Origin of the sequence: Ureibacillus galli, from assembly GCF_014836845.1 — a bacterium.
Classification (GTDB): Bacteria; Bacillota; Bacilli; order Bacillales_A; family Planococcaceae; genus Ureibacillus; species Ureibacillus galli.
The window spans coordinates 34,976-55,836 of record NZ_JACSQA010000016.1; the positions used below are offsets into that span (position 1 = coordinate 34,976).

The 20,861-nt window shown below is 37.6% G+C and carries 15 protein-coding genes; all 15 read left to right on the forward strand.

The genetic code is table 11. The features are described 5' to 3' along the window. The first annotated feature begins 87 nt into the window (after window positions 1-87). The 15 genes from H9636_RS11305 to rplC all read left to right on the forward strand — a co-directional run bounded on the left by H9636_RS11305 (window position 88) and on the right by rplC (window position 20,840). Window positions 88-690, forward strand: coding sequence for a class I SAM-dependent methyltransferase (locus H9636_RS11305; RefSeq protein WP_191707715.1), 603 nt, complete (start codon window positions 88-90; stop codon window positions 688-690). A gap of 271 nt (window positions 691-961) precedes the next feature. Next, the gene (rpoB, locus tag H9636_RS11310) at window positions 962-4,525 is read left to right on the forward strand and encodes a DNA-directed RNA polymerase subunit beta (RefSeq protein WP_191707716.1); all 3,564 of its coding nucleotides are present in this window, start codon (window positions 962-964) and stop codon (window positions 4,523-4,525) included. Between the two features lie 125 nt (window positions 4,526-4,650). Next, a complete protein-coding gene (gene rpoC, locus H9636_RS11315; protein ID WP_191707717.1) occupies window positions 4,651-8,334 on the forward strand; it encodes a DNA-directed RNA polymerase subunit beta' in 3,684 nt (1,227 codons plus the stop codon). Between the two features lie 152 nt (window positions 8,335-8,486). Continuing rightward, window positions 8,487-8,738, forward strand: coding sequence for a ribosomal L7Ae/L30e/S12e/Gadd45 family protein (locus tag H9636_RS11320; protein ID WP_122971263.1), 252 nt, complete (start codon window positions 8,487-8,489; stop codon window positions 8,736-8,738). Between the two features lie 95 nt (window positions 8,739-8,833). Then, window positions 8,834-9,253, forward strand: a complete 420-nt coding sequence (gene rpsL / locus H9636_RS11325) for a 30S ribosomal protein S12 (protein ID WP_122971264.1) — start codon at window positions 8,834-8,836, stop codon at window positions 9,251-9,253. Window positions 9,254-9,396: 143 nt separating this feature from the next. Beyond that, window positions 9,397-9,867 (forward strand): 30S ribosomal protein S7, encoded by a 471-nt coding sequence (gene rpsG / locus H9636_RS11330; protein ID WP_122971265.1) that lies wholly within the window; start codon window positions 9,397-9,399, stop codon window positions 9,865-9,867. 92 nt (window positions 9,868-9,959) lie between these two features. Continuing rightward, window positions 9,960-12,038: an elongation factor G gene (fusA, locus tag H9636_RS11335; protein WP_191707718.1), complete on the forward strand. Its 2,079-nt coding sequence runs from the start codon at window positions 9,960-9,962 to the stop codon at window positions 12,036-12,038. A gap of 129 nt (window positions 12,039-12,167) precedes the next feature. Next, entirely contained in the window at window positions 12,168-13,355 is a 1,188-nt protein-coding gene (tuf, locus tag H9636_RS11340; protein ID WP_191707719.1) for an elongation factor Tu, read from the forward strand. A gap of 140 nt (window positions 13,356-13,495) precedes the next feature. Continuing rightward, window positions 13,496-14,179, forward strand: coding sequence for a response regulator transcription factor (locus H9636_RS11345; RefSeq protein ID WP_191707720.1), 684 nt, complete (start codon window positions 13,496-13,498; stop codon window positions 14,177-14,179). Between the two features lie 8 nt (window positions 14,180-14,187). Continuing rightward, a complete protein-coding gene (locus H9636_RS11350; protein ID WP_191707721.1) occupies window positions 14,188-15,198 on the forward strand; it encodes a sensor histidine kinase in 1,011 nt (336 codons plus the stop codon). A gap of 103 nt (window positions 15,199-15,301) precedes the next feature. Then, window positions 15,302-16,063, forward strand: coding sequence for an ABC transporter ATP-binding protein (locus tag H9636_RS11355; protein WP_191707722.1), 762 nt, complete (start codon window positions 15,302-15,304; stop codon window positions 16,061-16,063). Then, window positions 16,053-18,023 carry an ABC transporter permease gene (locus H9636_RS11360; RefSeq protein WP_191707723.1) on the forward strand — a complete coding sequence of 657 codons (1,971 nt, stop codon included), beginning with the start codon at window positions 16,053-16,055 and terminating at the stop codon, window positions 18,021-18,023. Before H9636_RS11355 ends, H9636_RS11360 begins: the two co-directional genes overlap by 11 nt. A gap of 143 nt (window positions 18,024-18,166) precedes the next feature. Continuing rightward, window positions 18,167-19,498, forward strand: coding sequence for a Na+/H+ antiporter family protein (locus H9636_RS11365; protein WP_191707724.1), 1,332 nt, complete (start codon window positions 18,167-18,169; stop codon window positions 19,496-19,498). Between the two features lie 354 nt (window positions 19,499-19,852). After that, a complete protein-coding gene (gene rpsJ / locus H9636_RS11370) occupies window positions 19,853-20,161 on the forward strand; it encodes a 30S ribosomal protein S10 (protein ID WP_036172433.1) in 309 nt (102 codons plus the stop codon). 49 nt (window positions 20,162-20,210) lie between these two features. Beyond that, entirely contained in the window at window positions 20,211-20,840 is a 630-nt protein-coding gene (gene rplC, locus H9636_RS11375; protein ID WP_122971273.1) for a 50S ribosomal protein L3, read from the forward strand. Window positions 20,841-20,861: the final 21 nt, after the last annotated feature.

Sequence of the window (20,861 nt, forward strand, 5' to 3'; positions counted from 1 at the left end):
TTCTCCACTTACCTATTTTCAATAAATAAAGAAAGCTCGTCTATATTGACGGGCTTTCTTCATTTTCTTTGAGGAGGGCACGGTTCGATGTCTGAACATTATTATTCAAAAAAGCCTCAAACTGAAAGTAAACCACGCCAATGGAAATTTACATTACTCGGACATACTTTCTTATTTGAAACTGATTCGGGTGTTTTTAGTAAAAGCGAAGTAGATTTTGGATCCCGTGTTTTAATAGAAACTTTTCAACTTCCTGAAGTAGAGGGTGCTGTTTTGGATGTTGGCTGTGGATATGGCCCAATCGGGTTATCAATTGCCAAACAAAATCCGGAACGTCCAATTTATATGATGGATATTAATGAAAGGGCAGTTGCGCTAGCAAATAAAAATGCGCAAATAAACGGAGTTCAAAATGTACGTATTTTTGAAAGTGATGGTCTTGCTGCTGTTGAAGAAGGATTACCTATTGCCGCAATTTTAACTAACCCACCGATTCGAGCTGGTAAGAATACAGTCTTTAAATTTTATGACGGTGCTTATGGGAAATTATCAGTTGGTGGAGAATTATGGGTCGTAATTCAAAAGAAACAGGGAGCTCCATCTACAGTAAATCATTTAGAAGAAAAATTTGCGGAAGTAGAAATAGTCGAAAAGAAAAAAGGCTATTGGATTATTCGGGCAAAAAAATAGACCATTCTTAAGAAGAATGGAAATAAATGAGTATCAGATATAAAATATTGACTTGACAAAATGGCTATGATAACATAATAAAATGCAAAATTATTATTTTGTGGGAGTTTGCCCTTTTGTATGCAATTTATTTTATGTGGGTATACTTACCATGAATAAGTTTAGTTTAACCGAAAATGAGATCTAAGAAAAGACTCGTTTTCTTTTTGTCTTTCGAAATCATACACTATTTAGTTGATTTTGCAAAGACCTATTATCGCTTTAATGAGGGGTGAATGAGTTGACAGGTCAACTAGTTCAGTACGGACAACACCGCCAGCGTAGAAGCTTTGCGCGTATTAAAGAGGTGCTGGAGCTTCCGAATTTAATTGAGATTCAAACAGCATCTTACGAGTGGTTCCTTGAAGAAGGGTTGCGTGAGATGTTCCGCGACATTTCTCCAATCGAAGATTTTACAGGCAATCTTTCACTTGAATTCATCGATTATAGTTTAGGTGAACCTAAATATGATGTAGATGAATGTAAAGAACGCGACGTTACTTATGCTGCACCATTGCGCGTAAAAGTACGTCTCCACAACAAAGAAACAGACGAAGTAAAAGAGCAAGACGTCTTCATGGGTGATTTCCCATTGATGACAGAAACGGGCACATTTGTAATCAATGGTGCCGAACGTGTTATTGTTTCACAATTAGTTCGTTCTCCAAGCGTTTACTTCCACGATAAAACTGATAAAAATGGTAAAAAAGGCTTTGGTGCAACTGTTATTCCAAACCGCGGTGCTTGGTTAGAGTACGAAACTGATGCTAAAGATGTAGTTTATGTACGTATCGATCGTACACGTAAACTTCCAGTAACAGTATTATTACGTGCTTTAGGGTTCGGTTCAGATCAAGAAATCATCGATATTCTTGGTGATAACGAGTATTTACGAAACACGCTTGAAAAAGATAACACTGATAGCACTGAAAAAGCGTTATTAGAAATCTATGAGCGTCTTCGTCCGGGTGAACCACCAACAGTTGAAAGTGCAAAAAGCTTATTATATTCACGTTTCTTCGATGCTAAGCGTTATGATTTAGCAAACGTTGGACGTTATAAAATGAACAAAAAGCTTCACATTAAAAATCGTTTATTCAATCAAACGGTTGCAGAAACTCTTGTTGATCCAGAAACAGGAGAAATTTTAGTTGAAAAAGGTACTACACTTGATCGTCGTACGTTAGACCGTATTATTCCTTATCTTGAAAATGGAATTGGTTTCCGTACACTATCCCAAGTTGGTGGGGTACTTGAAGAAGATGTAACAGTTCAATCAATTAAAATTTTCGCGCCAAATGATGAAGCGCAAAAAGAAATCAATGTTATTTCAAACGCTTATGTTGATGAAGAAGTAAAAAATATCACACCAGCTGATGTGATCGCTTCAATGTCTTACTTCTTCAACTTATTACATGGTGTAGGAAATACAGATGATATCGACCACTTAGGTAACCGTCGCTTACGCTCAGTAGGTGAATTGTTACAAAACCAATTCCGTATCGGTTTATCCCGTATGGAACGTGTTGTACGTGAACGTATGTCTATCAATGACACTGCGTCTATCGTACCTCAACAATTAATTAATATTCGTCCAGTAATTGCATCAATTAAAGAGTTCTTTGGTAGCTCTCAATTATCGCAATTTATGGACCAAACAAACCCGTTAGCTGAGTTAACTCACAAACGCCGTCTTTCTGCTTTAGGACCTGGTGGTTTAACACGTGAACGTGCAGGAATGGAAGTACGTGACGTTCACTACTCTCACTATGGCCGTATGTGTCCGATTGAGACTCCAGAGGGGCCGAACATCGGGTTAATTAACTCACTTTCTTCTTTTGCAAAAGTCAATAAATTTGGTTTCATTGAAACTCCATACCGTCGTGTTGATCCAGAAACTGGTCAAGTAACGGATCAAATTGACTACTTAACTGCTGACGAAGAAGATAATTATATTGTTGCGCAAGCGAACTCTAAGTTAAATCCAGATGGAACTTTCGCAAATGATGAAGTTTTAGGTCGTTTCCGTGGGGATAACACAGTGTTCAAAAAAGACCGTGTTGACTATATGGACGTTTCACCTAAACAAGTAGTATCTGCTGCCACAGCGTGTATTCCGTTCTTAGAAAACGATGACTCTAACCGTGCACTTATGGGTGCGAACATGCAACGTCAAGCTGTTCCTTTATTAAACCCAGAAGCACCATTTGTTGGTACTGGAATGGAACACGTTAACGCTCGTGACTCAGGGGCTGCTGTAGTAAACAAATACCACGGTATTGTAGAACACGTGGAAGCACGTTCTATTCATGTACGTCGTATTGAAGAAATTGATGGTAAAGAAGTAAAAGGTGAATTAACGAAATACAAACTTCAAAAATTCACTCGTTCCAACCATGGTACTTCAATTAACCAACGCCCAATCGTAAAAGTTGGCGATCGTGTTAAACCGAAGGACATTTTAGCTGATGGTCCATCAATGGAAAAAGGTGAACTTGCCCTTGGACGTAACGTTTTAGTTGCCTTCATGACATGGGAAGGGTTCAACTATGAAGATGCCGTTATTATGAATGAACGCTTAGTAAAAGACGATGTTTATACTTCTGTTCATATTGAAGAATATGAATCAGAATCTCGTGATACAAAATTAGGACCTGAAGAAATCACTCGTGATATTCCGAATGTCGGGGAAGATGCACTTCGCAACTTAGACGACCGTGGAATTATCCGTATTGGTGCTGAGGTTCGTGATGGCGATATTCTAGTAGGTAAAGTTACACCTAAAGGGGTAACGGAGTTAACTGCTGAAGAGCGTTTATTACATGCTATCTTCGGTGAGAAAGCTCGTGAAGTTCGTGATACTTCATTACGTGTGCCTCATGGTGCTGGCGGTATCGTTCTAGATGTTAAAGTCTTCAACCGTGAAGATGGCGATGAGTTACCACCAGGTGTTAACCAATTAGTTCGTGTTTATATTGTTCAAAAACGTAAAATCCGCGTTGGGGACAAAATGGCCGGACGTCACGGTAACAAAGGGGTAATTTCACGTATTTTACCTGAAGAAGATATGCCGTTTATGCCAGACGGAACTCCTGTTGATATCATGTTAAACCCACTTGGTGTACCATCTCGTATGAACATCGGACAAGTTTTAGAGCTTCACTTAGGTATGGCTGCTCGTTACTTAGGTCTTCATATGGCTACTCCAGTATTTGATGGAGCGAACGAAGAAGATGTATGGGAAACAATGGAAGAAGCAGGTATGAACCGTGACGGTAAAACAATTCTTTATGATGGTCGTTCGGGTGAACCATTCGACAACCGAGTTTCAGTTGGTATCATGTACATGATCAAATTAGCTCACATGGTTGACGATAAACTTCATGCTCGTTCAACTGGACCTTACTCACTCGTTACGCAACAACCACTTGGTGGTAAAGCGCAATTTGGTGGTCAACGTTTCGGTGAGATGGAAGTATGGGCACTTGAAGCTTACGGTGCTGCTTACACACTTCAAGAAATCTTAACGATTAAATCCGATGACGTTGTTGGTCGTGTGAAAACTTATGAAGCAATTGTAAAAGGTGAAAGTGTTCCAGAACCAGGCGTTCCAGAGTCTTTCAAAGTATTAATTAAAGAGCTTCAATCATTAGGCTTAGATGTAAAAATGTTAACAGTTAATGACGAAGAAGTTGAACTACGTGATTTAGATGATGAAGATGAACTTCAACCAACAGATGCATTAAACATCTTACCAGCTAGTGAAAAAGAAGATGCAGTAGAATCAATGGAATAATTATAATAATCGGGCAGGAGAAATCATTTCTGCCTGCCCATTATTTAAATACATTATTAATTTTTAAAATTAATGTTGAGCTTCGGAAAGTCTCAGAGGACTTATACTAAAGGGAGGTAGGCTCCTTGATAGATGTTAATGAATTTGAATATATGAAAATCGGTTTAGCTTCACCGGATAAGATTCGTTCATGGTCATATGGAGAAGTAAAAAAACCTGAAACTATTAACTATCGTACTTTAAAACCAGAAAAAGATGGTCTGTTCTGTGAACGTATTTTCGGACCTACAAAAGACTGGGAATGTCACTGTGGTAAATACAAACGTGTTCGCTATAAAGGCGTAGTTTGTGACCGTTGTGGTGTAGAAGTTACTCGTGCAAAAGTTCGCCGTGAACGTATGGGGCATATTGAACTTGCAGCACCTGTATCTCATATTTGGTACTTCAAAGGAATTCCAAGCCGTATGGGACTTATCCTTGATATGTCTCCACGTGCATTGGAAGAAGTGATTTACTTTGCATCATACGTTGTAATCGAAGCTGGTGATTCTAGCTTAGATAAAAAACAACTTTTATCTGAAAAGGAATACCGTGCATACCGTGAAAAATTCGGTAATAGCTTCGAAGCAGCAATGGGTGCAGAAGCAATTAAAAAACTTCTTGAACAAATCGACTTAGAAGAAGAAACAACTTCTTTAAAAGAAGAGTTGAAAACTGCTCAAGGTCAACGTCGCACTCGTGCAATCAAACGCCTTGAAGTAATCGAATCATTCCGTAACTCTGGTAACAAGCCAGAATGGATGATTTTAGACGTACTTCCAGTAATTCCACCAGAGCTTCGTCCGATGGTGCAATTAGATGGTGGCCGTTTTGCTACTTCTGACTTGAACGATTTATATCGTCGAGTAATTAACCGTAACAACCGTTTAAAACGTCTACTTGACCTTGGTGCTCCAAGCATTATTGTTCAAAACGAAAAACGTATGTTACAAGAAGCGGTTGACGCATTAATTGATAATGGTCGTCGTGGTCGTCCTGTTACAGGACCTGGTAACCGTCCTTTAAAATCCCTATCACATATGTTAAAGGGGAAACAAGGTCGTTTCCGTCAAAACTTACTTGGTAAACGTGTAGACTATTCTGGTCGTTCCGTTATCGTAGTAGGTCCAAACTTAAAAATGTACCAATGTGGTCTTCCAAAAGAAATGGCGATCGAGTTATTCAAGCCTTTCGTTATGAAAGAACTTGTTGAACGTGGTCTAGCTCATAACATTAAAAGTGCAAAACGTAAAATTGAGCGTATGCACAATGAAGTATGGGACGTTTTAGAAGATGTCATCCGTGAACATCCAGTGTTACTTAACCGTGCACCGACTCTTCACAGACTTGGTATTCAAGCATTCGAGCCTACATTAGTAGAAGGTCGTGCGATTCGTTTACACCCATTAGTATGTACAGCATACAATGCTGACTTCGATGGTGACCAAATGGCGGTCCACGTTCCATTATCAGCTGAAGCACAAGCAGAAGCTCGTTTACTTATGTTAGCAGCTCAAAACATCTTAAACCCGAAAGATGGTAAACCAGTTGTTACTCCATCTCAAGATATGGTATTAGGTAACTATTACTTAACGCTTGAGCGTGCAGGTGCTCGCGGTGAAGGTTCTGTATTCTATGGTACTGACGAAGTATTAATTGCATACCAAACTGGTAATGTACATTTACACACTCGTATTGCTGTAAAGGCAAGTTCATTAAATAACCCTACGTTTACAGAAGAACAAAATAAACAGTTCTTATTAACAACAGTAGGTAAGGTAATTTTCAACGAAATTCTTCCTGAATCATTCCCTTATATTAATGAACCGACAGCTGTGAATTTAGAACAAAAAACACCTGAGAAATACTTCACAACGTTAACAATTGATGAAGAAACATTAAAAGAACTAGAGGCAACGGAAGGTTACAATGATCTTTCAGAAAGTGAAAAAGTAGAAGCGCAACGTCAAGCTGTGTTACAAAAACACTTTGCTTCTGTTAAAACAATTAGCCCATTCCGTAAAAAATTCTTAGGAAATATCATTGCGGAAGTATTTAAACGATTCCATATTACAGAAACGTCTAAAATGCTTGACCGTATGAAAGACTTAGGATTTAAATATTCAACTAAAGCTGGTATTACGGTTGCTATCTCAGATATCGTTGTATTACCTGAAAAAGTTGAAATTTTAGAAGAAGCACAGAAAAAAGTAGATAAAGTAATGGTTCAATTCCGCCGTGGTTTAATTACGGAAGAAGAACGTTATGATCGTGTTATCTCAAGTTGGTCTGCTGCCAAAGATGAAATTCAGTCTAAACTGATGGACTCTTTACCGGATACAAACCCAATCTTCATGATGAGTGACTCCGGTGCCCGTGGTAACGCATCTAACTTTACGCAACTTGCGGGTATGCGTGGATTAATGGCCAACCCAGCTGGACGTATCATTGAACTTCCAATCAAATCTTCATTCCGTGAAGGTTTAACAGTATTGGAATACTTCATCTCTACTCACGGTGCTCGTAAAGGTTTAGCCGATACAGCATTAAAAACTGCGGACTCAGGTTACTTAACTCGTCGTTTAGTAGACGTTGCCCAAGATGTCATCGTACGTGAAGACGATTGTGGTACTGACCGTGGCTTAACAATCGGTGCTTTAATGGAAGGTACTGAAGTAATTGAAACTTTAGAAGAGCGTATTATTGGTCGTCATACGAAGAAAACAATTCGTCACCCAGAAACAGGTGCGGTTATTTTAGAGCGTGATCAATTAATTACTCAAGATGCAGCTCGTGAAATTGAAGATGCTGGCATTAAAGAAGTGACAATTCGTTCTGCATTCACATGTAATACAAAACATGGCGTATGTAAAAAATGTTATGGTATCAACTTAGCAACTGGTGAAGAGGTTGAAGTAGGTGAAGCGGTAGGTATTATCGCTGCTCAATCAATCGGTGAACCAGGTACACAGTTAACAATGCGTACATTCCATACAGGTGGGGTTGCTGGTAACGATATTACACAAGGTCTTCCACGTATTCAGGAGATTTTCGAAGCTCGTAATCCTAAAGGGCAATCTGTTATCTCTGAAATTTCAGGTACTGTTTCTGAGATTGAAGAAATTCGTGAAGGCTTAAAAGAAATTACAATCCAAGGTGAAATCGAAACACGTAAGTACCAAGCGCCGTACAACGCTCGCTTAAAAGTACAATTAGGTGATGCGATTAAACCTGGTCAAGTTTTAACTGAAGGTTCTATCGATCCAAAACAATTATTAAAAGTTAAGGACGTAGCAACTGTTCAAGAATATTTATTAAAAGAAGTGCAAAAAGTATACCGTATGCAAGGGGTAGAAATTGGAGACAAACATATCGAAGTAATGGTACGACAAATGCTTCGTAAAGTTCGTGTTATTGAAGCGGGTGATACGGAGTTATTACCAGGTTCATTACTTGATATCCACCAATTCACTGAAGCAAATAAGGATGCGATTATTAACGGTAAAGTTCCTGCAACTTGTCGTCCTGTCATCCTTGGTATTACAAAAGCATCTCTTGAAACAGAATCATTCTTATCCGCTGCATCGTTCCAAGAAACAACTCGTGTATTAACGGATGCTGCTATTAAAGGTAAACGTGATGAGCTTCTTGGTCTGAAAGAAAATGTTATTATCGGTAAACTAGTTCCGGCTGGTACTGGTATGCAACGTTATCGTCAGATTCGTATTGAGGAAACAGAAGCGGTAGAAGAATTGACATCTGCAGAATAAATATACAATTCAAATGTATATTGATATAAAAATCCCCCGGGAGAAGACAATTCTCCCGGAAGGATTTTATAAAAATATTTGACAGTTTAAATTGATAGTGTTAATATACTTAAGGTTGATAGTTAACTGTCTGTACTTTGGAGGATATGAAAATGTCTTATGAAAGAGTAGAACAGGCTAGTAAAACAATCATAGGTACAAAGCAAGCAGTGAAAGCAATCCGCGCTGGTCAAGTTATAGAGCTTTTTGTAGCACTTGATGCAGACAGTTGGGTAACCGATCCAGTAATTGTTCTTGCGAAAGAAGTCGGCGTACCAGTGAGTCTCGTCGAGTCTAAAAAAGAACTTGGCAAAGCTTGTGGTATTCATGTTGGAGCTGCGGTTGTTGCAATTACTGCAAGATAGTTTTTGTGTAAAAAACACAAAGACTTTGTTTTTACCCTAAAAATGAACCACCTGGATGTGTGGTATTAAGGAATAAATGAAGGGAGGAAAAACCGATGCCTACAATTAACCAATTGGTACGTAAGCCTCGTAAATCCAAAGTAACGAAATCAAATTCACCAGCGTTAAACAAGGGATATAACAGCTTTAAAAAATCTTTAACAGATGTTAATTCTCCTCAAAAACGTGGGGTTTGTACTCGTGTTGGTACTATGACACCTAAAAAACCAAACTCAGCGTTACGTAAATATGCTCGTGTACGCTTAACTAACCAAATCGAAGTTACAGCTTACATTCCTGGTGAAGGTCACAACTTACAAGAACACAGCGTAGTATTAATCCGCGGTGGACGTGTAAAAGACTTACCAGGGGTACGTTACCATATCGTACGTGGTGCTCTTGATACTGCTGGTGTAAACGGCCGTATGCAATCTCGTTCTCTATATGGTACAAAACGTCCAAAAGAGAAAAAATAATTTAATTGCTTGAAATAAATGTATGCCTTTTTCGTCGTAATGGGTTTTGAATTATTTAACGTGCGCACGGTTCATAATCCAAACGAAATAAAAGAGCGACTTGATACTATAAAAATAGATAATCGTTGAAAGGAGGAAAACACATGCCTCGTAAAGGTCCTGTTTCCAAACGTGACGTGTTACCAGATCCAATTTATAATTCAAAACTAGTAACTCGTTTAATCAATAAAATGATGATTGATGGTAAAAGAGGTACTTCTCAAAAGATCTTATACGGTGCGTTCGAATTAGTAAAAGAACGTTCTGGTAAAGATCCAATCGAAGTATTTGAAGCTGCATTAAATAACGTAATGCCAGTTCTTGAAGTACGTGCTCGCCGTGTTGGTGGTTCTAACTACCAAGTACCGGTTGAAGTTCGTCCAGAACGTCGTATTACTTTAGGTCTTCGTTATTTAGTTAACTATTCTCGTCTTCGTGGTGAAAAAACGATGGAAGAACGTTTAGCTAACGAAATTCTTGATGCATCTAACAACACTGGTGCTTCAGTGAAAAAACGCGAAGATATGCATAAAATGGCAGAAGCAAACAAAGCATTCGCACACTATCGTTGGTAATTTAGACTACGTGCTAGCTGTTAGCTAGTACGTAGGTTTAAATATATATTCAACAATTAGTCGAAACCCAATATGGAAGGAGAAAATTTCCTATGAAACGCGAATTCTCACTAGAGAATACACGTAATATTGGGATCATGGCTCATATTGATGCTGGTAAAACAACAACAACTGAGCGTATCCTTTATTACACTGGTAAGATTCACAAAATCGGTGAAACTCACGAAGGTGCTTCTCAAATGGACTGGATGGAGCAAGAACAAGAACGTGGTATTACAATCACTTCTGCTGCGACAACAGCTCAATGGAAAGGTAACCGCGTAAACATCATCGACACACCAGGACACGTAGACTTCACTGTAGAAGTTGAACGTTCATTACGTGTACTTGATGGTGCAGTAACAGTACTTGATGCTCAATCTGGTGTTGAGCCACAAACTGAAACTGTATGGCGTCAAGCTACAACTTATGGTGTTCCTCGTATCGTTTTTGTTAACAAAATGGATAAAATCGGTGCGGATTTCTTGTACTCAGTGAATACTCTTCACGATCGTTTACAAGCAAACGCTCACCCAATTCAATTACCAATCGGTGCTGAGGATGAATTCGAAGCAATTATCGATTTAGTTGAAATGAAAGCTACATTCTATGGAGACGACCTTGGTACTAGTATCGAGGAACGTGAAATTCCTGAAGAATATAAAGCACAAGCTGAAGAATACCGTGAAAAATTAATTGAAGCGGTAGCTGAACTTGATGAAGAGCTTATGGAGAAATACTTCGCAGGTGAAGAAATCACTAAAGAAGAGCTTAAAGCTGGTATCCGTAAAGCAACTTTATCAGTAGAGTTCTACCCAGTTCTTTGTGGTACTGCATTCAAAAACAAAGGTGTTCAATTAATGCTTGATGCTGTAATTGATTACTTACCAGCTCCAACTGACGTTGAAGCGATTAAAGGTGTAGACCCTGATACTGGTGAAGAAATCGTTCGTCATTCAAGTGATGATGAGCCATTCTCTGCATTAGCATTTAAAGTTATGACTGACCCTTATGTTGGTAAATTAACTTTCTTCCGTGTGTACTCTGGTATTTTAGAATCAGGTTCATACGTACAAAACTCTACAAAAGGTAAGCGTGAACGTGTTGGACGTATCCTTCAAATGCACGCTAACTCTCGTGAAGAAATTTCAAAAGTTTACGCGGGAGATATCGCAGCTGCTGTAGGTCTTAAAGATACAACAACTGGTGACACTTTATGTGACGAGAAAAATCTTGTTATCTTAGAGTCTATGGAATTCCCAGAACCAGTTATTGATTTATCATTAGAACCAAAATCAAAAGCTGACCAAGATAAAATGAGCCAAGCTTTACAAAAGCTTCAAGAAGAAGATCCAACATTCCGTGCATACACAAACCAAGAAACTGGCCAAACAATTATTTCTGGTATGGGTGAACTTCACCTTGATATCATTGTTGACCGTATGAAACGTGAATTCAAAGTTGAAGCTAACGTAGGTGCTCCACAAGTTTCTTACCGTGAAACATTCCGTGGTTCAGCTCAAGTTGAAGGTAAATTCGTTCGCCAATCTGGTGGTCGTGGTCAATTCGGTCACGTTTGGATTGAATTCTCTCCAAACGAAGAAGGTAAAGGATTCGAATTCGAAAACGCAATCGTTGGTGGGGTAGTTCCTCGTGAATATATCCCAGCAGTAGAAGCTGGTTTAAGAGACGCTCTTGAAAATGGTGTACTTGCTGGTTTCCCATTAATCGATATTAAAGCGAAATTATTCGATGGATCTTACCATGACGTTGACTCCAACGAGATGGCGTTCAAAATCGCTGCTTCTATGGCACTTAAAAACGCAGTTTCTAAATGTAACCCAGTTCTTTTAGAGCCTGTAATGAAAGTAGAAGTAGTAATTCCTGAAGAATATCTTGGGGATATCATGGGTAACATTACTTCTCGCCGTGGACGTGTAGAAGGTATGGAAGCTCGTGGTAATGCTCAAGTTGTTCGTGCAATGGTTCCACTTTCTGAAATGTTCGGATATGCGACTACTTTACGTTCTGCTACTCAAGGTCGTGGTGTATTCTCAATGGTATTCGATCACTATGAAGAAGTGCCAAAATCAATTGCTGAAGATATCATCAAAAAAAATAAAGGTGAATAATTGAAATTTCATCTTGTATCAAGTATAAATAATTTGTAAGCTATGATTGACTGGCTGAGAAGGGCCCTTATCAGCCAGCAGTTATAACATAAAAAAATAATAAAAACACATATTAGGAGGCTAACTCTAATGGCTAAAGAAAAATTTGACCGTTCGAAAACGCATGCTAACATTGGTACAATCGGACACGTTGACCATGGTAAAACTACATTAACTGCTGCAATCGCTACTGTTCTTTCTAAAAAAATGGGTGGGGAAGCAAAATCATACGCTGATATCGATAACGCTCCAGAAGAAAAAGAACGTGGTATCACAATCAACACTTCTCACGTAGAATATGAAACTGAAACTCGTCACTATGCACACGTTGACTGCCCAGGACACGCTGACTATGTTAAAAACATGATCACTGGTGCTGCTCAAATGGACGGCGGTATCTTAGTAGTATCTGCTGCTGATGGCCCAATGCCACAAACTCGTGAACACATCCTTTTATCACGTCAAGTAGGTGTACCTTACTTAGTAGTATTCTTAAACAAATGTGATATGGTTGACGACGAAGAACTATTAGAATTAGTTGAAATGGAAGTACGTGACTTATTATCTGAGTACGATTTCCCTGGAGACGATCTTCCAGTAATCAAAGGTTCTGCTCTTAAAGCTCTTGAAGGTGAACCAGAATGGGAAGAAAAAATCATCGAATTAATGGACGCTGTAGATAACTACATCCCAACTCCAGAACGTCAAACTGACAAACCATTCATGATGCCTGTTGAGGACGTATTCTCAATTACAGGTCGTGGTACAGTTGCTACTGGTCGTGTAGAACGCGGACAAGTAAAAGTTGGTGACGTTGTAGACATCATCGGTTTAGTTGAAGAACCAAAATCAACTACTGTAACTGGTGTTGAAATGTTCCGTAAATTATTAGACTATGCTGAAGCTGGTGACAACATCGGTGCTTTACTTCGTGGTGTTGCTCGTGAAGAAGTACAACGTGGTCAAGTATTAGCTAAACCAGGCTCAATCACTCCACACACTACTTTCAAAGCTGAAGTTTATGTATTATCAAAAGAAGAAGGTGGACGTCACACTCCATTCTTCTCAAACTACCGTCCTCAGTTCTACTTCCGTACAACTGACGTAACTGGTGTTATTAACTTACCTGAAGGCGTAGAAATGGTAATGCCTGGTGACAACATCGAAATGAACGTTGAATTAATCTCTCCAATCGCTCTTGAAGAAGGTACTAAATTCTCTATCCGTGAGGGTGGACGTACTGTTGGAGCTGGAGTAGTAGCTTCAATCCAAAAATAATTTTAGCCTAGCTAAATCCTTTGACCAATTCGTGGGGACGCCTACGAATTGGTTTTTTTTAACCTTTTATAAATGAAAGGGGTGTAGTAGGTTCAAACTAGGCCGAACAAATGTTACAATGATGGAAAAGGAGGATGATTATGGTATTAAAAGTGTTGTTAATAGAAGATGATCCATCAATTTTTGAAATGATACAGGAACGGTTTGAAGGATGGCAAATGCAAGTCATTGGTCCTCCTGACTTTCAAAAAGTGATGGATTATTTTATAGAAGAGCGACCACATTTAGTGATTATTGATATTCAATTACCTGCTTACGATGGTTTTCACTGGTGTAGAGAAATTCGCGATGTTTCTAAAGTTCCGATTGTATTTTTGTCCTCCAGGGACCATCCAATGGATATGGTAATGGCAATGCAAATGGGTGCCGATGATTTTGTACAAAAACCATTTAATATGGATGTATTATTAGCCAAAGTACAAGCTATCTTACGACGTACATATGACTATGTGGAGGAACAATCAGAGCTTACTCGATGGAATGGGGCAACAGTTGACTATGCAAAAGGTGTAGTCCGTTTTGGTGAGAAGGAATGTAGCTTAACGAAAAATGAATTGTTTATTTTACGGGGACTTCTTCAACATGTTGATAAAGTCGTTTCAAGAGATGATTTAATGCGAATGTTGTGGGATGATGAACGTTTTGTAAATGACAATACGCTTTCCGTAAATGTCAACAGACTTCGGTTAAAGCTTGAAGAGATTGGGTTAGACGATGTAATTATTACGAAAAAAGGGCTTGGCTATATGGCCGTTACTATATGAGGGGGATTATGTTTTTATTATTTTTACGAGAGAAAATGGCATGGATTCTGTTCTTAGCCATACTCATTCTTTGTATTAACTTTCTGTTCTATTTAGACTTTGGTTTTTCAGGGATAAGTGTCTCCTATTTTAATATTGTTATCATATCTCTTATTATCATTTTCTTAATTTGGCGTTATTTAAAAGAGACTCGGGAGTTTAAGAATTTCCTGGGAAATTTGTCGAATTCATCGGATCTAGCATCTTTAGAGAATGTTCACTTATCTCCATTCCAAGAACGGTTCAAGAAACAAGTTTTAGAGGTGTATGAACAAAAGGATTTATTTATAAATGAATCAAAGATTCAACTTCAAGAAAATGTCGATGACCTATTAGCATGGGTTCATGAAGTAAAAACACCTTTAACTGCTATGAAACTAATGATCGAGCAAACAAATGATGAAAAATTACGTAAAAGACTTGAAAGTGAGTGGGTAAGGATTCATCTATTATTAGATCAACAACTTCATCATACAAGGCTTGCGACCATCGAGAAGGATAATCGCTTAGAAAAGATAACTTTGCGGGATATTGTATATAAAGAAATACGGGAATTCCAATCTTGGTGCTTAGAAAAAGGAATCGGTTTTCAAATTGAAGAATTGGAACAAGAAATTACAACGGATAAGAAATGGCTTGCCTTTATTGTTCGTCAAGTTTTATCAAATGCCATAAAGTATAGTCGGGAAAATGAAGAAGTCATTATTTTTACGGAAACAGATGCAAGCGGGCATTTATTACTTCATATTAAAGACTTTGGCATCGGTATCCAACAAGAAGATCTTCCTCGAATTTTTCAAAAGTCATATACGGGGACAATTGGAAGAGAGTCTGTTCAATCGACGGGAATGGGTCTCTATTTAGCAAAAAATGCAGCACTAAAATTAGGCATCCATATTTCTGTGAAATCGCAAATAAATAAAGGTACAACCTTTACACTAAAATTTCCACAACAAAATGAATACCAAAATACGTGGTAGATGACAAAAATGTCACCTACCCTTTTATTTTGTCATCTAGAACGAAGGCAGAAAAACAGTAGGGCAAGTAAAATGATAATAGATAATGAAAGGGGAGAAAAAAATGACAGTTTTAGTTGGTAGAAAAATTAAAAAAACTTATGGAAAAAAATCGACAGCACAAGAAGTGCTGAAAGGTATAGATATAGAAGTAAATAAAGGTGAGTTTGTTGGGATTATGGGTCCATCTGGTTCAGGGAAAACAACATTACTAAATGTTTTATGTTCTATTGATCATCCAACTGAAGGTGTAGTAGAAATCAATGGGAAAAATTTACGTAATATGAAGGAAAAACAACTGGCCAACTTCAGACGGGAACAGCTTGGGTTTGTCTTTCAAGATTATAATTTGCTTGATACATTGACGGTAAAGGAAAATATTTTACTACCGTTATCAATCAGTAAGCTTCCAAGGGCTGTTGCAGAAAGTCGTTTAAAAGAACTAGTAAAGTTATTAGGAATTACAGATATTTTAAATAAATACCCAAATGAAATATCTGGGGGACAAAAGCAACGGACATCTGCTGCAAGAGCTCTAATTTCTTCGCCAACATTAGTTTTTGCTGATGAACCTACAGGAGCACTCGACTCGAAATCTGCAACGTCATTACTAACGAATTTAGAAAATATTAATAAGCAAAAATCGGTTACGATCATGATGGTAACGCATGATTCTGTCGCTGCAAGTTTTTGCTCACGAGTGTTATTTTTAAAAGATGGTGCAATTTATACGGAGTTATATCGAGGAGATAAAACGAGACAACAATTTTTCCAACAAATTTTAAATACGCAAAGTATTCTAGGCGGTGATGGATATGACGCTTAGCCGTCTCGTATTGCGAAGTATGAGGAAAAACGTAAAACATTATTATTTATATTTCTTTGCCTTAATATTTAGTGTTACCCTATGTTATTCTTTTACGACCCTGCACCATAACCCAACGGTTGTAGAAGCTTTAAAAGAAAGTGGTACAGCTGCTGCGGGATTCCAATCAGCAACTTTTGTGTTGTATTTTATCATTACATTTTTTGTGCTCTATGCAAATCATTTATTTATGAAACGTCGAAGTAAAGAGATTGGTCTTTATCAATTAATTGGGATGACGAAAGGGTTAATTGTAAGATTAATTGCTCTTGAAAATATAATTTTATTCATTTTTGCGGTTGCCCTTGGGATGGTTATTGGATTCTTTAGTTCAAGACTATTTGCGATGATCTTAATTAAACTATTGAAACTAGATTTAGTCATTGAATTAGTATTTTCACCTAAAGCATTTACGCAATCTGTCATTATATTTTCAATTCTACTATTAGTTATTTTATTCCAAATGACTTGGATGGTATATCGCGTTACATTACTATCTTTATTCCATGCCTCAAAAAAAGCAGACGAACGCATAAAACGTTTTAATTTTTTCCAAATGACCTTTGGTTTACTTGGTTTGTTGCTCATCGTTTACGGCTACTATGAGTCTTCCATATTATTTGATGCGGAAAAAAGTCTTTTTAAAGATATATTTTTACACATGCTTGTTATTTTAGCATCTACGATTCTTGGAACATTTTTATTCTTTAGATATTCCGTATCCTTTATTATGAATATTTTCAGAGCGAGTAAAAAAGGACATTTAAAGATTCGAGACGTTATGGCAGTTACGCAGATTATGCATCGAATGAAAGGAAATGCGAAGTCGTTAACGTTAATTACCGTATTAACAGGATTAGCCGTTGGGATTATGAGTTTATCGTATATTTCATATTACTCATCCGAAACAAGGGCTCGTCAATTTTCTCCATATGATTATACTTTAGTAAACGATAAAGGAATTAGTTTTTTAGATCGTTTACATCAAGAAGGAATTGAATTTAAAAAGGATACGTATCGTGTGGCGGAAGTTACATTTAACTTTCAAGATTTAGTCGGTGATATTACGAATGAAAATTTAACCTTTTCTACTGAATCATCAATGTATGTGATTTCATTAAGTGATTATAAGCAAGTAGTCCCTGATGCTCAAATAAATGAAGGAGAGACTATTATTACGAGCTACCAGAATATGTTTTCAGAAGTGGTACCTCTTGAAGAAGGAGGAGATTTTTCTGTTCAGTATCATAATGAAGAGGCTAAGTTTGTATTAAAAGAAGTACAAGAAAAATTTATGCTTTCAGGTACAATAACAATGGCAAGTCCAGTACTTGTTGTTACAGATACTGCATTTGAAAATATATCAGCAAATCAAACTTCGGAAAGTTCCTTCAATTACCAGGTCGGAGTGAACTTAGTGAACAGTGAAGATATTCCAAAAGCAGAAGAAATCTATACTGATATACAAGAGGAAAGAAAATTAGTTGTAAATGGACAAGAATATTTACCGCTATCTTACGAAGAAGAGAAGCAAGGTTACTTATCAATCTATGGTACAACGATTTTCATTACCGCTTTCCTTGGACTAGCATTTTTATTAACAACAGGTAGCATTCTTTACTTCAAACAAATGTCAGAAGCTGAAATGGAGAAAGAATCCTACACGACATTAAGAAAGATTGGCTTTTCAACTTCTGACTTAATGAGAGGGATTTATGCAAAACAAGCATTTAACTTTGGGGTACCGCTCGTAATAGGGTTGTTGCACAGTTATTTTGCTGTAAAATCCGGCTGGTTCTTATTTGGAACAGAAATGTTTACCCCGCTTGTCGTAACAATGGTTCTATACGTAGTCATGTATGCAATCTTTGCCGTCATTTCAACACAATATTATAAACGAATAATCAAAGCATCATTATAATAGAAGAAAGCCATTATATTTTCCGAAAATTTCAGGAATATATAGTGGCTTTTTCTTATATTGACTTTTCGTTAAGAAGAGGTTAGACTTTAATACGTTACTAGTTTAATAATTTAGCAGACGAAAGTAAGAGGGATATATAAATGAATGCTGTAATAGTCGCGGTCGTTGTAATGCTCATATTGAGTGTTCTTCGGATCAACGTTGTATTTTCATTAGTTATTGGGGCTGTTGCTGGAGGGATAACAGCAGGGATGTCCCTTGACGATACATTAATGGCTTTTGTAGAAGGTTTAGGCGGTGGAGCAGAAGTTGCGTTAAGTTATGGAATGCTTGGTGGTTTAGCCATTGCCATTTCAAAAACAGGAATATCAGAATTGCTTGTTGTAACGATATTAAAGTTAGTTCAACGTAAAGGGGATTCTCAAAAAAGAGGGTTAATAAAAGCGTTACTATTTTTCGTTATTTTATTAATGTCTATTTTTTCACAAAACCTAATTCCAATTCATATTGCGTTTATCCCATTATTAATTCCGCCGATTATTAAAATATTAAATATGCTAGAAATTGATCGTCGTTTAATTGCATGTATTTTAGCATTCGGCTTAATTACACCATATATGAGTTTGCCTTTTGGTTTTGGACTAGTTTATCAAGGAATTGTAGCAGATAATATTTCAGCTGCTGGTCTTGAAATTACAAAATCCGATGTTTATGGTCCAATGTTAATTCCAGCGCTTGGAATGGTTGTCGGATTAGTAGTCGCGTTCTTTATATTCCGTAAACCAAGGAAGTATGAAGATCGGGAAGTGGAAACTGAAATCAAAGTTACGATTAAAAAGAGAAATGTCGTTTTCACTATTATTGCTCTTATAGCTGCGGTAATCGTTCAAATACCTAGTATTGTACCTTTAACGTCAGGTTCTATGTTTTTCGGAGCCCTTGTCGGAGTTTTAATATTATACATTACAGGTGCATTAAAATGGAGTGAAGCAGATCAAGTACTTACAGATGGTATGCGCTTAATGGCATTTATCGGATTAGTAATGATTGCGTCAAGTGGTTTTGCTTCTGTAGTAACCGCAACAGGCGATGTAGAACAGTTAGTAGAAGCTGCTAATTATATATTAGGTGACAATAAAGGGTTAGCAGTATTAATGATGCTATTGATTGGTTTGCTAATTGATATGGGTATCGGTTCATCTTTTGCAACGATACCGATTATTGCTGCGATATTTGTACCGATTGGTTTAGAGTTCGGTTTGAGCACTGCTGCTATTATTACTTTAATAGGTACAGCAGGAGCTTTAGGGGATGCAGGATCACCAGCATCAGATTCTACATTAGGACCTACTGCTGGGTTAAATGTAGATGGACAACATGATCATATTCGTGATACATGTATACCAACTTTCTTCATATTTAATATCCCATTGATTATTTTTGGATGGGCGGCAGTCATGTTCTTTTCATAAGTAACTTAAAGGGTGTCCCGATTGTGGGGCACCTTTTTTGTATAAAAGAAACAAAAACAAACGGAACCATATATAACCATACATAATTGGTTGATATTGATGAATAGATTCATTATACTTAAAAAGGCTTTGAAACAAGTTGTTGAAAAGCAATGTATAAAAGAATTACAATTTCAAAGAATTTAGCAGAAAATACTTGCTTATTCTTAGTAAATTGTATATACTGTTGAATGTTGGTCTTTGACTGCGATGAAGCGGGAGGTTGCCGACACACCCGGCCGCTTTGCCATGGCGCGTGTGTGGGAAATTTCCGTGGAGAATGTCTAGTAAATAGGCGAAAAAGGAGGGAAAATAATGGCAAAACAAAAGATTCGTATCCGTTTAAAAGCGTATGATCACCGTGTTCTAGATCAATCCGCTGAGAAAATTGTGGAAACTGCTAAACGTTCAGGTGCAAGTGTATCAGGTCCGATTCCGTTACCAACTGAGAAGTCTGTGTACACAATTCTTCGTGCGGTTCACAAGTACAAAGATTCTCGTGAACAATTCGAAATGCGTACGCATAAACGTTTAATCGACATCATTAACCCAACACCACAAACTGTTGATGCGTTAATGAAACTTGATTTACCATCTGGCGTTGATATTGAAATCAAACTTTAATGGTAAAAACAAATAGAACTTTTTTAATAATCACAGGAGGTGTGACAAAATGGCTAAAGGAATCTTAGGTAGAAAAGTTGGTATGACACAAGTTTTCGCTGAAAATGGAGATTTAATCCCTGTAACAGTTATCGAAGCTGCTCCAAACGTAGTTCTTCAAAAGAAAACTGTTGAAACAGATGGTTACGAAGCAATCCAAGTTGGTTTCGAAGATAAGCGTGTGAAGCTTTCAAACAAACCAGAACAAGGTCACGTAGCTAAAGCGAATACTGCTCCTAAGCGCTTCATTCGTGAATTCCGCAACGTTAACGTGGAAGAGTACGAGGTTGGTCAAGAAGTCAAAGTAGAAATTTTCGCAGAAGGCGATGTAGTAGACGTAACAGGTGTTACGAAAGGTAAAGGTTTCCAAGGTGTTATTAAACGTCACGGACAATCTCGTGGTCCTATGGCCCACGGTTCTCGTTACCACCGTCGTCCTGGTTCAATGGGTCCAGTTGCTCCGAACCGCGTATTTAAACAAAAGAAATTACCAGGTCAAACTGGTGGTGTTGTAGTTACGATCCAAAACTTAGAAATCGTTAAAGTTGATGCAGAACGTAACTTATTACTAGTTAAAGGTAATGTTCCTGGTTCTAAAAAAGCATTAGTTACAGTAAAAACAGCTGTAAAATCTAAATAATTTCCCGAAGAAAGGAGGAAA

Bases quoted from the DNA above. Each gene is read 5' to 3' on its own strand.
- H9636_RS11355 (WP_191707722.1), top strand. From the start codon at position 15,302: ATGACAGTTTTAGTTGGTAGAAAAATTAAAAAAACTTATGGAAAAAAA.
- rpsJ (WP_036172433.1), top strand. From the start codon at position 19,853: ATGGCAAAACAAAAGATTCGTATCCGTTTAAAAGCGTATGATCACCGT.
- H9636_RS11360 (WP_191707723.1), top strand. From the start codon at position 16,053: ATGACGCTTAGCCGTCTCGTATTGCGAAGTATGAGGAAAAACGTAAAA.
- rplC (WP_122971273.1), top strand. From the start codon at position 20,211: ATGGCTAAAGGAATCTTAGGTAGAAAAGTTGGTATGACACAAGTTTTC.
- H9636_RS11345 (WP_191707720.1), top strand. From the start codon at position 13,496: ATGGTATTAAAAGTGTTGTTAATAGAAGATGATCCATCAATTTTTGAA.
- fusA (WP_191707718.1), top strand. From the start codon at position 9,960: ATGAAACGCGAATTCTCACTAGAGAATACACGTAATATTGGGATCATG.
- H9636_RS11305 (WP_191707715.1), top strand. From the start codon at position 88: ATGTCTGAACATTATTATTCAAAAAAGCCTCAAACTGAAAGTAAACCA.
- rpsL (WP_122971264.1), top strand. From the start codon at position 8,834: ATGCCTACAATTAACCAATTGGTACGTAAGCCTCGTAAATCCAAAGTA.
- tuf (WP_191707719.1), top strand. From the start codon at position 12,168: ATGGCTAAAGAAAAATTTGACCGTTCGAAAACGCATGCTAACATTGGT.
- H9636_RS11320 (WP_122971263.1), top strand. From the start codon at position 8,487: ATGTCTTATGAAAGAGTAGAACAGGCTAGTAAAACAATCATAGGTACA.
- H9636_RS11350 (WP_191707721.1), top strand. From the start codon at position 14,188: ATGTTTTTATTATTTTTACGAGAGAAAATGGCATGGATTCTGTTCTTA.
- rpsG (WP_122971265.1), top strand. From the start codon at position 9,397: ATGCCTCGTAAAGGTCCTGTTTCCAAACGTGACGTGTTACCAGATCCA.
- H9636_RS11365 (WP_191707724.1), top strand. From the start codon at position 18,167: ATGAATGCTGTAATAGTCGCGGTCGTTGTAATGCTCATATTGAGTGTT.